This is a genomic window from Acidisoma sp. C75 (genome assembly GCF_054665095.1).
The window spans coordinates 50,545-62,088 of record NZ_BAAFHD010000011.1; the positions used below are offsets into that span (position 1 = coordinate 50,545).

11 protein-coding genes are annotated in these 11,544 nt (G+C 67.9%); 5 read left to right on the plus strand and 6 right to left on the minus strand.

The window, feature by feature from the left end:
- Positions 1 to 2 precede the first annotated feature (2 nt).
- Both ACYQ7X_RS14870 and ACYQ7X_RS14875 read right to left on the minus strand, forming a co-directional pair.
- Positions 3 to 833, minus strand: a complete 831-nt coding sequence (locus ACYQ7X_RS14870) for an aldo/keto reductase (protein ID WP_459697845.1) — start codon at positions 831 to 833, stop codon at positions 3 to 5.
- Positions 830 to 1,870 carry a dipeptidase gene (locus tag ACYQ7X_RS14875; protein WP_459697846.1) on the minus strand — a complete coding sequence of 347 codons (1,041 nt, stop codon included), beginning with the start codon at positions 1,868 to 1,870 and terminating at the stop codon, positions 830 to 832. The genes ACYQ7X_RS14870 and ACYQ7X_RS14875 overlap by 4 nt, the downstream gene beginning before the upstream one ends.
- A 146-nt stretch (positions 1,871 to 2,016) precedes the next feature.
- Here ACYQ7X_RS14875 and ACYQ7X_RS14880 point away from each other — a divergent pair, with 146 nt between their 5' ends.
- From ACYQ7X_RS14880 to ACYQ7X_RS14900, 5 genes are all read left to right on the plus strand, one after another.
- Positions 2,017 to 2,694, plus strand: coding sequence for a glutathione S-transferase family protein (locus ACYQ7X_RS14880; RefSeq protein WP_459697847.1), 678 nt, complete (start codon positions 2,017 to 2,019; stop codon positions 2,692 to 2,694).
- 39 nt (positions 2,695 to 2,733) lie between these two features.
- Positions 2,734 to 4,335 carry a gamma-glutamyltransferase family protein gene (locus tag ACYQ7X_RS14885; RefSeq protein ID WP_459697848.1) on the plus strand — a complete coding sequence of 534 codons (1,602 nt, stop codon included), beginning with the start codon at positions 2,734 to 2,736 and terminating at the stop codon, positions 4,333 to 4,335.
- A gap of 70 nt (positions 4,336 to 4,405) precedes the next feature.
- On the plus strand, positions 4,406 to 7,081 hold the full coding sequence (locus tag ACYQ7X_RS14890; RefSeq protein ID WP_459697849.1) for a mechanosensitive ion channel domain-containing protein: 2,676 nt from the start codon (positions 4,406 to 4,408) through the stop codon (positions 7,079 to 7,081).
- Between the two features lie 21 nt (positions 7,082 to 7,102).
- Complete coding sequence (locus ACYQ7X_RS14895; protein ID WP_459697850.1) at positions 7,103 to 7,900, plus strand: S49 family peptidase; 798 nt, start codon at positions 7,103 to 7,105, stop codon at positions 7,898 to 7,900.
- A 174-nt stretch (positions 7,901 to 8,074) separates the two neighbouring features.
- Positions 8,075 to 8,800 (plus strand): PIG-L deacetylase family protein, encoded by a 726-nt coding sequence (locus ACYQ7X_RS14900; protein WP_459697851.1) that lies wholly within the window; start codon positions 8,075 to 8,077, stop codon positions 8,798 to 8,800.
- Positions 8,801 to 8,830: 30 nt separating this feature from the next.
- Here ACYQ7X_RS14900 and ACYQ7X_RS14905 read toward each other — a convergent pair whose 3' ends face one another.
- The 4 genes from ACYQ7X_RS14905 to ACYQ7X_RS14920 form a co-directional block, all read right to left on the minus strand.
- A complete protein-coding gene (locus tag ACYQ7X_RS14905) occupies positions 8,831 to 9,409 on the minus strand; it encodes a lipocalin family protein (protein WP_459697852.1) in 579 nt (192 codons plus the stop codon).
- A gap of 186 nt (positions 9,410 to 9,595) precedes the next feature.
- On the minus strand, positions 9,596 to 10,537 hold the full coding sequence (locus ACYQ7X_RS14910) for an FkbM family methyltransferase (protein WP_459697853.1): 942 nt from the start codon (positions 10,535 to 10,537) through the stop codon (positions 9,596 to 9,598).
- Positions 10,538 to 10,660: 123 nt separating this feature from the next.
- A complete protein-coding gene (locus ACYQ7X_RS14915) occupies positions 10,661 to 11,155 on the minus strand; it encodes a lytic transglycosylase domain-containing protein (RefSeq protein WP_459697854.1) in 495 nt (164 codons plus the stop codon).
- A 37-nt stretch (positions 11,156 to 11,192) separates the two neighbouring features.
- Complete coding sequence (locus ACYQ7X_RS14920; protein ID WP_459697855.1) at positions 11,193 to 11,528, minus strand: c-type cytochrome; 336 nt, start codon at positions 11,526 to 11,528, stop codon at positions 11,193 to 11,195.
- Positions 11,529 to 11,544: the final 16 nt, after the last annotated feature.

Genomic DNA, 11,544 nt, shown 5'->3' on the forward strand with positions numbered 1-11,544 from the left:
CTTCAGATCATTTCCAGCCCGCGCTTGCGCCGGGGCGGCGGAAAGGCGCGGTCGATATCCGCCAGATCCTCGGGCGTGAGGCGGAGCGACAGCGCGCCGAGATTTTCCTGCACACGCTCGATGCGTGCGGTTTTGGGAATGGAGACCACGCCCGGATGGCGCAGCCCCCAGGCGAGGACCACCTGGCCCGGCGTGGCTCCGTGCCGCGCGGCTATCGTTTCGATCACCGGATGGCTGAGCACCCGGCCGCCCTGCCCGAACGGGGTATAGGCCATGACGGGAACGAAACGCTCCTGCGCGTAAGGCAGGAGATCGAATTCGATCCCGCGGCTTTGCGGGTTATACAGAACCTGATTGGCCGCGCATTGCGCCGGGGCCGGCATATCTTCCATATCCGCCACGTCGAAGTTCGAGACGCCCCAGGCACGGATTTTGCCCTCGGTCTTGAGCGCCTCGAAGCCGCGCAGCGTCTCGCTCAAGGGAATGCTGCCGCGCCAATGCAGGAGGTAGAGATCGAGGTAATCGACGCCAAGGCGCTTGAGGCTGCCCGCGCAGGCCCGCAGCGTTCCCTCATAGCTCGCATGGCTCGGCGCGACCTTGCTGACGAGGAAGGCCTCCTCCCGCCGGCGGTCGCGCAGCGCCTCGCCGACAATCTGCTCGGCCCCGCCATCGCCGTAGATCTCCGCTGTGTCGATCAAGGAAATGCCGCGCTCCAGCGCTTCCTGGATAACGCGCACCTCGGCCGCTGCCAGGCGCCGATCCTCGCCCATGCGCCAGGTGCCGAGCCCGAGGGCCGGCATTACGCCGCCGCCCGGCATCGGGACTGTCCTCATGCTTGCGCCTCCTCAGCCTGCCGCAGGAGCCGCAGGAAATTCCCGCCCCAGAGCGCGGCGATCGCCGCGCGGTCGTAGCCGCGTCGATGAAGCTCGGCCGTCAACGCCGGGTTCTCGCTCGCGTCCCGCCAGCCGCTGACACCGCCGCCGCCATCGAAATCGGTACCGATGCCGACATGGGCAACCCCCACGCGCCGCGCCGCATAGTCAATGTGATCGACATAATCGGCGAGCGTCACCTCGCTCTCCTTCTTGCCGGCCCGCAGGAAGAAGGAGACGAGGGTAATCTGCACCACCCCGCCTGAGGCCGCCAGGGCATCGAGCTGCTCGTCATCGAGGTTGCGGGGATGATCGCAGAGCGCGCGGACCGAGGAGTGGGTGGCGATCACCGGCGTTTCGGAAAGCCGCGCCGCCTGCATCATCGCCTCCTTCGAGGCGTGCGAGACATCGACGAGCATGCCGAGCCGGTTCATCCGCGCGATCGTCGCACGGCCCAGTTCGGAAAGCCCGCCATGGCGCGCCGCCGGATCGCCGAGATCGCGCCGCGGCACCGAGGAATCGGCCAGCGCGTTGTGGCCGTTATGGGTCAGCGTCATGTAGCGCGCGCCGAGGTCGCGGAAGGCGTCGAGCCTGCCCATGTCGAGCCCCATCGCATGGCCGTTCTCGACCGCGGGGATGATCGCGGGCGCACCTTCCAGCCGCGCGCGCTCGATATCGGCGACCGTGCTCGCGATGCGCCCGGCGAGGCCCTGCGCCTCGGCCCGCGCTTCGCCCATCTCATGGATCGCCCGCAGCATGGCGAGCGCGCGCTCCTGCGCTTCGGCGAAGCCCGCCGGATCGCACCGGCCTTGCGGGATATAGGCGGCGAAACACCCCGCGCCGAGGCCGCCCCGCCGCATCTTCGGCAGGTCCACGCGGCGGGGGCCATCCTCGAAGGGGCTGGGGCCCGGCGGCCAGGGAATGTCGATATGGCTGTCGATGGTCAGCAACTGCTCGTGCAATTGCCGGCCGAGGGTCGTCGTGTCAGGTTCGCTCATGGGCGGAGAGGCTTTGCCGAGAACCGCCGCGCGTCAAGGCCACACGGGAATTTGTAGCCGTCCCGCCGCCGAGGCCTGCGGCGCGCGTCGCCTGCCGACGGGGCGCGTTCAGATGGGCGCGCCCGCCCTTTAACCGGAGACTGCCGATGCTGAAATTCTATTACAACATGGCGCCGAACCCGATGAAGGTGGCGCTTTTCCTCGAAGAGACGGGGCTCGCCTACGAGCCGGTACCGATCGACACCCGCAAGGGGGATCAGCACAGCGCGGCCTATGACGCGCTCAACCCCAATCACAAGGTGCCGGTGATCGAGGATGACGGGCAGGTGGTCTTCGATAGCAACGCGATCCTCCTCTACCTCGGCGAAAAGACCGGCCGCTTCCTCAGTGCGCCTGCGGATCGCGGCGCCATGCTCTCCTGGCTGATGTTCGTGGCGACCGGGATCGGGCCTTATTCCGGCCAGTGCGTGCATTTCCGCCATGCCGCGCCCGAGCCGAAGGACTATCCGCTGCAGCGCTACGTGTTCGAGGCGAAGCGCCATTGGGGGATCGTCGATGCCCGGCTCGATGGGAAAGAGTTCCTAGTGGGCGACACCTACACCATCGTCGATATGGCGCTGTGGGGCTGGGCGCGGATGGTGCCCTATGTGCTGGGGCCGGACTCTTGGGATTATCTTCCTAACGTGAAGCAGTTTCTCGACCGGGTGAGCGCCCGTCCGGCGGCAGCCCGCGCCGAGGCGCTGAAGGAGCGTCACGCCTTCAAGACCGAGACCGACGAGGAAGCGCGCCGCGCGCTCTTTCCCTTCCTCGCCGCCGGCCAGTAAGCTCGGCCGAGGACCAGGCTGGAGCGGAAGGGGCGAGGCATGCGGTTTTCCTTGGAGCGGGATTTTCAGCGGCCGGGCCGCTCCGTCGCCCTCGGCATCCATGGCATGGCGGCGACATCGCATCCGCAAGCGACGCTCGCCGCCATCGAGATCCTCCGCCAGGGCGGCAATGCCATGGATGCGGCGATCGCCGCCTGCGCCGTGCAATGCGTGGTCGAACCGGGGATGACCGGCATCGGCGGCGATTGCTTCGCCCTCTATGCCCCGGGCGGCGGGGCGGCGGTGCGCGCCTTCAACGGCGCCGGCCGCGCCCCGGCCGCGACGGAGGCCGCGGCGCTCCGCGCCGCCGGCCTCGGCGCGATCCCGGCGGGCTCGCCCCACGCGGTCACCGTGCCGGGCGCGGTCGATGCCTGGGTCCGCCTCCTCGCCGCGCATGGCAGCCTGCCGCTCAAGACCGTGCTCGCCCCGGCGATCGCTCGTGCTGAGGATGGCTTCGCGATCACCCCGCGGGTGGCGCGCGATTGGGCGGAGAAGGCAGCACTTCTCGGCGCCCGGCCGGAGACCGCGGCGATCTACCTGCCGCAGGGCCGGCCGCCGGCGGCGGGCGAGATCCTGCGGCTGCCGGCGCTCGCCCGCACGCTCAAGGCGATCGCCGCCGAGGGGCGCGCCGCCTTCTACGAGGGGCGCGTGGCGGCGGAAATCGTCTCCGTCCTCAGGGCGCAAGGCGGCCGGCATACCGAGCTGGATTTCGCCGCCGCACGGGGCGAGAGCGTGACGCCGATCGAAAGCCGCTTCCGCCAGTATCGGGTGCATGAATGCCCGCCCCCGGGCCAAGGCATCATCGCGCTCCTCATTCTCAATATCCTCGCGCATTTCCCGGCCGGCGGCGATCCGCTCGATCCGGCGCGGCTGCATCTCGAAATCGAGGCCGCGCGCCTCGCCTATGCGGTGCGCGGCGCGATCCTCGCCGAAGGCTCGCCCGCCAGCGGCCGCCATATCCTCTCGCCGGGCTTCGCGGCCGAGCTTGCCGCACGGATCGACCCCGCCGCCCGCGCGCCCGATCTGCCGTCCTTCGCCGGGCCCGAGCATCGGGATACGGTCTATCTCACCGTGGTGGACCGCGCCCGCAACGTCGTCAGCCTGATCAATTCGATCTTCGACACCTTCGGCAGCGGCATCGTGGCGCCGGAAAGCGGCGTCCTGCTGCATAACCGCGGCATGAGCTTCACGCTGGCGGAAGGGCATCCCAATACCCTCGCGCCCGGCCGCCAGCCGATGCACACCATCATCCCCGGCATGATGACGGAGGGGGAGCAACTGCGCATGAGCTTCGGCGTCATGGGCGGCCACTACCAGGCCATGGGCCAGGCGCATCTCGTCTCCAAGATCGTGGATTTCGGCCTCAACCCGCAGGCAGCGCTCGATCTGCCGCGCGTCTTCCCCGAACCGGGCTCGCAGATCGTCTCGGCCGAGGCGACGCTGCCGGAGGCGAGCCGCGAAGGCCTCCGCGCCCGCGGCCATCAGCTCGAGGTCAGCGATGCGCCGATCGGCGGCGGCCAGGCGATCTGGATCGATCCCGCCGCCGGCACCCTCATCGCCGGGTCGGAGCCGCGGAAGGATGGGCTCGCCCTTGGTTTCTGAGCCGAGGCCACACAGCTTCGTCATGCCTCGGACATTGACAAGGCAGGACCGCGCGTGATTGCGGGAGTGCATGCGATCCCGTGCCGCCTTCCGCGCCCATCCTTCCTTCCTCCTGCCGCTCTGCCTCTGCTTCGGCCTCTGGCTCGCTCTGATGAGCGGGGCGGCGCGCGCCGCGGCGCCGCAGGCGGCTGCCGGTGCCGTGCCCGGGGCGCCCGGCCAGGCCGCCGCCGCCGCCGCGGGGCTGACGGCGAGTGAGGCGCACCAACTGCTCTCCGTGCTGCAGGATCCGGCACGGCGGGGGCAATTCATCACCACCCTCTCCAACCTCGAAAAGGCGCTGCCGCTCGCCGCTGCCGCGGCCCCGCATACGGCAGCGGCGGCGGCGGCGGCCCCCGCCGCCGCGACCCCGGCAGCCGCCGCCAGCAAGAAGGTGGCGCTGCAGCCGAACAGCCTCGGCGCCGATCTGCTGAGCCAGGCAGACAAGGTCTTGCAGGATGTCGCGGTCAATGTCGCGCAGACCGGCACCAAGGTTTTCGACTATCGCGAGTTCGGCAACTGGCTGAGCGGCCTCCCGGAAAACCGCGCTACCCTCTCGGTCATCCTGAGCGCGCTCTGGCGGCTTGCCCTCGTGCTCGGCCTCGGCCTGCTCAGCGATTATGCGGTGCGGCGGCTGACGCGCCCGCTCTACCACCGCCTTGGCCGGGAATCGAGCAGCGCCGAACGCGCCGCGCATTCCGAGATCGCGCAATCGCGCGAGGCGGTGCAGCAGGCGGTGGAGCATGCCGCCGATGTCGCCGAGGCCGAAGGCGCGGAAGGGACCGAGGCGGAAAGCATGTCCGCGGCCGAAGCGCCGGCCCTGCTGCCGACGGCGCGTGAGGCGGAGGCGCTGGCCGCGCGCGGGCATGAGGAGGAACGGGCGGAGGCGGCGGCCGAGGCGGCGGCGGACCTTCCCGAGCTTCCTCCGCCCGAGGCCATGCGCCCGCCGCGCCCCTTCCATAGCGGCTGGCCGCTGCTCCGCCGGCTGCCCTTCATCCTCGCCGCGATGGTGGTGGATGCGGTGCCGATCCTCGCTTTCCTCGTCGTCACCAATCTGCTGCTGGCGAGCCCGCTGGTCGGGGATCTCTTCGTCCGCCTCATGATCAGCGCCATCGTCAACGCCTATATCCTCTGCCGGCTGTTGCTGGTGCTCGCGCGCGGCACTTTCTGCGCGCCGGTGCCGAAGCTGCGGCTGCTGCACCTCTCCAACGATGCCGCCGGCTTCCTCGCCTGCTGGAGTCGCCGCATCGCCATCGTCGTGCTGATCGGCTTCGCGATCGTGCAGATCGGCAATGTCGCGGGGATGACATGGACGCTCGAGAACGCAATCGAACGTCTGTTCAGCCTCGTCATCCACGGCATGCTGATCTGGATGGTGATCACCCGGCGGCGGCAGGTGGCGGCCTGGATGCACGGCGATCTCGGGCCCAATCCCACCACCTGGCAGCGCCTCAAGGCACGGCTCGCTCTTGTCTGGCATTGGCAGGCGATCATCATCATCGTGCTCGGCTGGTTCCTCTTCGCCAACGAAGTCACCAACCGCGTCGCGCATCCGACGCGGCTCATCCTGTCCACCCTCGGCTATCTCATCCTCTTCCGTGTGCTGCACATCGTCTTGCTCGGGGCGTTGGAAAAAGCCTTCACCCTGCGGCATACGGATTCGGACGACCGGCGGGCGCTGATCGCCGCCCGCGCGGCCCGCTACCACAAGCCGCTGCACCATGTGTTCAACGTCATCCTGTTCATCTTCGCCTTCCTCGGGCTGATGCAGATCTGGGGGCTGCCGATCTTCAACTGGTTCGCCGATAGCCATCTCGGCGGCCGGCTGATGAGTTCGGTGATGACGATCGCCTTCACCCTCGTCTTCGCCATCGTCATCTGGGAAACGCTGAACTTCGTTCTGCAAACCTATATCGACGGGCTGACGAGCCAGGGTGCCGTCATGCGCGCGGCGCGGCTGCGCACGGTGGTGCCGCTCTTCCGCAATGCGCTGCTCATCGCGCTCCTCGTCGTCTTCATGCTGACGGTGCTGAGCGAGATCGGCGTCAATATCGGGCCTTTGCTCGCGGGCGCCAGCATCTTCGGCGTGGCCCTCGGCTTCGGCTCGCAGAAGCTGGTGCAGGATTTCATCAACGGCATGTTCCTGCTGCTCGAAAACGCCATGCAGGTCGGGGATTGGGTGACGGTCGCCGGCGTCTCGGGCGCGGTGGAGCAGCTGTCCATCCGCACCCTCCGCCTTCGGGATGGCGATGGCGCGGTGCATATCATCCCCTTCAGCTCCGTCACCACCGTCACCAACACCAATCGCGGGCAGGGCAATGTCACCGTCTCGGTCGCCATCTCCTACGAGGAGGATACCGACGCCGCCGGCCAGCTGCTCGTCGATCTCGTGGCGCAGATGCGCACCGAGGAAGCCTATGCGGCCGGTTTCCTCGGCGATTTCGGGCTGTGGGGCGTCAATGATATCGATGGCCGGGTCGCGACCGTGATGGGCCGCGTCTCCTGCACCGATACGATGCGCTGGCCGATCCAGCGCGAACTCAACCGCCGCATCAAGCTGGCCTTTCAGGAGAAGGGCTTCCACCTCATGCCGAGCGGCAATGTGCTCGCGCTTCAGCATCCGCTGGATGTGCGGGTGGAGCGGCCGCCGCGGCCGGAGGCTGCGGCGGCGGCGGCGGCGGCCGGCGGATCGCCGACATCAGCCACATGACCGTGGCAGGAGTTTAGCAGCGTGGGTCTCTTCTTCTGGCGGGCGAAGCCCGTGCCGATCGTCGAACTGCGCGGCATCATCGCCGGGCGGCCGGGCGCGCTTAATCTGCAGGCGGTCGGGCCGCTGCTGGAGCGTGGCTTCACCCTTGGCCGCGCCGCCGGCAAGCGCCTCATCCTGGCGATCGAAAGCCCGGGCGGCTCGCCCGTGCAATCCGATCTCATCGCCCAGTTCATCCGCCGCCGGGCGGAGGAGAGCGGGGTGCGGGTCGTCGCCGTCATCGGCGATGTCGGCGCTTCGGGCGGCTATTGGATCGCCTGCGCGGCGGATGAGATCCACGCCAATCCGATGAGCATCGTGGGCTCGATCGGCGTCGTCGGCGGCGGCTTCGGCGTCCATCGCCTCATCGAGCGGCTGGATATCGACCGCAGGCTGCACACCGCCGGGCGCAACAAGGCGCGGCTTGATCCGTTCAGCCCGGAAAACCCCGATGACGTTGCCTTCCTGCAAGGCTTGCTCGACGATCTGCACGGCCATTTCAAGGCCTGGGTGCGGCAGAGGCGGGGAGCGAAACTCACCCTGCCCGAGGAGATGCTGTTCGACGGCAGCTATATGATCGGCTCGCGCGCTGAGGAGGCCGGGCTGGTCGATCGCCTCGGCGATGTGGATGGGCTGCTGCGCGAATGGGGCGGCGCCAAGCTGCGCGGCCTCTGGCTGCGGCCGCGGCGGCGGGGCGGGCTTTTGCGCTTCCTGCGGCGCGGGGCGGAGGCGGTGGCCGGCGAGGTGGCCGATCTCTGGCAGCATCCGCCGCAGTTTCGCTAAGCGCGCGGCAAGCGTCGGCAGATCCGGGCCCTGATGCGCCTGGCGCCGTTTCCGCCATCTCGGGCACGCATGACGGCGCTGGCCAATCCATGCTAGCCTCGCCTCGCGGGTGGTCGGGCTCAAGCTTCGGTGCCGGCCGCAGGGAGAGGGGAGCCAGCGGATCACATGCTGCGGATGGGTGCGTTACGCAAAGCGTGGAATGAACTGCCCCATGTCGGGCTGGATGGCCTTCTGCAAGGCCGGCTGCCGGTGATCCTGGCGCCGCATCCGAGCGATGGGGTGCTGGCCTGCGGCGGCCTCATCGCGCAATGCACGGCGGCCGGGGTTATTCCCGAAGTCGTCATCATGACCGATGGCAGCCATTCGCACCCGAATTCCAAGGAGTTTCCGCCGGAGCGGCTGCGCCAGATGCGGGAGGAGGAGAGCCGCCGCTCGCTACGTCTGCTCGGCCTGCCTGCCGGCCATACCTGGTTCCTCGGCCATGAGGATTGCGAGGATCTGCCGATCGCCGGGCCGGTCTTCCAGCTCGCCGCGCGGCGCCTCGCCGGCATTTGCGAGACCCATGGCTGCAACCTCGTCATCGCGCCCTGGCCGGCGGACGGCCATGCTGATCATGAGGCAACCGCGATGCTGGCGGAGCATGTTGCGCTGCGCGCCGGGCTCGATCTGCTCTATTATCCGCTCGACAGCTGGTCCCTCGATGACGAGATCGCGGTGGAAGCCGCGGCCCCGGCGGGCTGGCTGCTCGACATTCCCGAGCAGGCGGACCTCAAGCAGCAGGCGGTGATGGCGCATCAGACGCAGTATGGCGGCATCATCACCGATGATTGCGAAAGCGTGCCCTGCCAGAAGATGATGGCGGCCTGCCGCCGGCCGGTCGAGGTCTATCTCGCCCCCTGAGGCGCCCTGGGCGTGCCGCGCCGCGCCGCGTCAGGGCTGGCGGGTGCGGCGGAGCATCGCGGTGTCGTAGCCGAGCGCCCTGGCCCGCGCGTAGAGCGCCTCGACCTCGGCCGCCGTCGGCACCGCCCTCCGGTCGAGCAGCCAGAGATAGCGGCCGGAAGGATCGCCCACGATCGCCCAGGCGTAATCGTCGGCATGGTCCATGATCCAGTAATTGCCGATATAGAGCGGCCAGAAGAAGCTGACCTTGAGCTTGGCATTGCCGCTGCCGGGCACCACATAGGCGCGCGCCCGCGCCACTCGCGGCCGCCCATCCGGCCCCTCGCAGGCATTGACGATGGCGATGCGCCCGGAGGGGAGGAGGCTGTAGGTCGCCGTCGCCGCCTCGCAATCCTTCTCGAAGACCTGCTCGTAGCGGGCGATTTCATACCACCGGCCGAGGTAGCGGCTGAGATCCACGCTTTTGAGCGGCTGCGGCACATGCGGATTGCCGATCGGGTGCTGGCGCAGCGGCCCGACGCAGCCGGCCAGCAGCACGGCAGGCAAGGCGAGGCCGGCGGCAATCGTCGCGGCACGGCCAATGCGCCGGCGTCTTCGGGGCTGGGGCATGGGGCGGAGTTCCTCGGCGATGGGAGCGCGGCAGTTACGGCAGGATGTGGCGTCGGGGCTGGCATTGTCCAGCCAGGCTGCGAGGAGTTTGAGAGCGACCCGGACCCGCCCTGCCAAACATCGCAGAAGGAAGATTATGTTAAATTCATTGGGTTCAAGTAGTGGGCTGGCGGCCCCGGCTCGGCCTCACGTTTTTCGCCGGAAGATTCTGCTCTCGCCGATCGGGTCGAGTTCGTCGAAATCTGTCGCGAGAGCATGGGTCACCGCCGCATTGCTGCCTGGGCGGAAGCGATCGTGGGTCTCGATCAGGAGGTAGCGCACGCGCGGAAGCCAACGCTGCGGTTTGCTCGTGAACAGTTCGAGTTCCGCTCCCTCGATATCCACTTTCAGGATGTCGATCATCGGCAGAGCACTCTCCGCCATGAGGGAGTCGAGTTGCACTGCTCGCACGCTCTCGGAGCTTTCAGAGTGCTCTTCGGTGACTTGAATGCCCCAGGAGTGGAGACGAGCGCCGTCAGGCTCCCGCGTCTTCAGATTGATCTCGCCGTTCTCCTTCCAGATCGCCGCACGAACGGCGGCGGCCCTGGTCCCGAGCGCCCTGATGTTGGCTTGCAGTAGCGCGAAGTTGCCGCCATCTGGTTCGACCGCGACTAAGCGCGCCTGAGGGTAGCGCGTGCCGAAAAACACACTCGCGAGTCCGATATTCGCTCCAAGATCCACAATGTAGTCCGCATGGTCGGGCAGGCTTGCCGCATCGTATTCCCGCACGGAAAAGACCTGTCGGAACGCCGCCACATCGCTGTCATCGAGGCGCAGAGACACCTCGTAGCAGATCCCAGGAATCATGACTGATACTCGGGTCGGTTTAACCGGCATCCCGTGCGCCTGTAAGATGCGTAGATCTTCCAGCGACGGCGCGCCTTCAATCAGCGTGTTCTGCGCGTATACGCCCCCGATATCAATGAATGTCTCTGCTGGATAGCGGTCCCAAAACACGCGCAGCGTCGTGCCGTCTCGCTCGTATCGGCCGGCGCGCTCCCCGTTGCTGTGATGCACAGCATCACTTTCATCTGACAATAAGAGATCATCCGTCCAATGGGGGTGGGTGGCTGTGACGCGCGGCATCATTTAGCTCCGTTAATCGGGGCATGTTTGCGAAGAATTCCGGCGCCAATCAAGGGGAGAGGCGCTCCCCACCCCTGCCAGACCGAGCGTCCGGCGGGCTTCGGCGTTGGATGCGCCCGACGGAGCCTATCCGCCGCCTAGCACCGCCGCCGGCGCAGGGAGCTTCCGTTCGGCTTGCGCGCTTTCCTTGGCGCGGCGCCGCGGCAGGCGCGCCTTCGGCAAGGTCAGCGCTTCCGCCTCTGCCTCCACCCGGAGCTTGTAGCCGGTGCTCAGCCAGGTCGAATGGGAGTGGTAATCGCCGATTGCCTGCCAGATGTTGCCATGCTCCTCCACCACATAGAGGTGCAGGATGTCGGCCGCGGCGATGATGTTGAAGCACGGGTCCATGATGAGGCGCGTCACCACGGTCGAAGGAGCAAGGCCCGTGGCCTGGGCGAGCGGCCCGATCCAGATGGTATTGACCTGCATGAGCCCGAGATCATGCGTGCCGTTGGCGTTGGGGCGCACCGCGCCGATCCACCCGCCTTCGACCTTCTGGATCGCCGGCAAGGCTTTCACGGGAAGATGGAAGGCCGCTTCCGCCGCCACCATGCAGGCATAGTAAGGGATGACGGGCATCATCCCTGCCCTTCATGGTGCGGCTTCAGGAAAGCACCCTCTAGTTGGCTTTCAGCCCGGCATAATAGGCGGCGAGCGCCTTGATATCGGCATCGCTGAGCTGGCCGGCAATGCCGATCATGAGCCCTGCGGTGCTGCCATGGCGGGTGCCGTTCTTATAGGCTTCGAGGGCATTGACGAGGTAGCCCTCCTTCTGCCCGGCAAGGTTGGGAAAGTTCGGCGAGGAGGAAATGCCGCCCTGGCCGTGGCAGGAAGCGCACATCGGCACCTGCGGCGGGAAATTGGCCGCATGCGCCGGCGATGCACCGGCGAGCGAGGAAGCGGCGCCCACCGCGATCAGGCTGGCAACGGCGGCAAGATGCGGCACGGAACGCATGGGCTTCCTCTCCTTG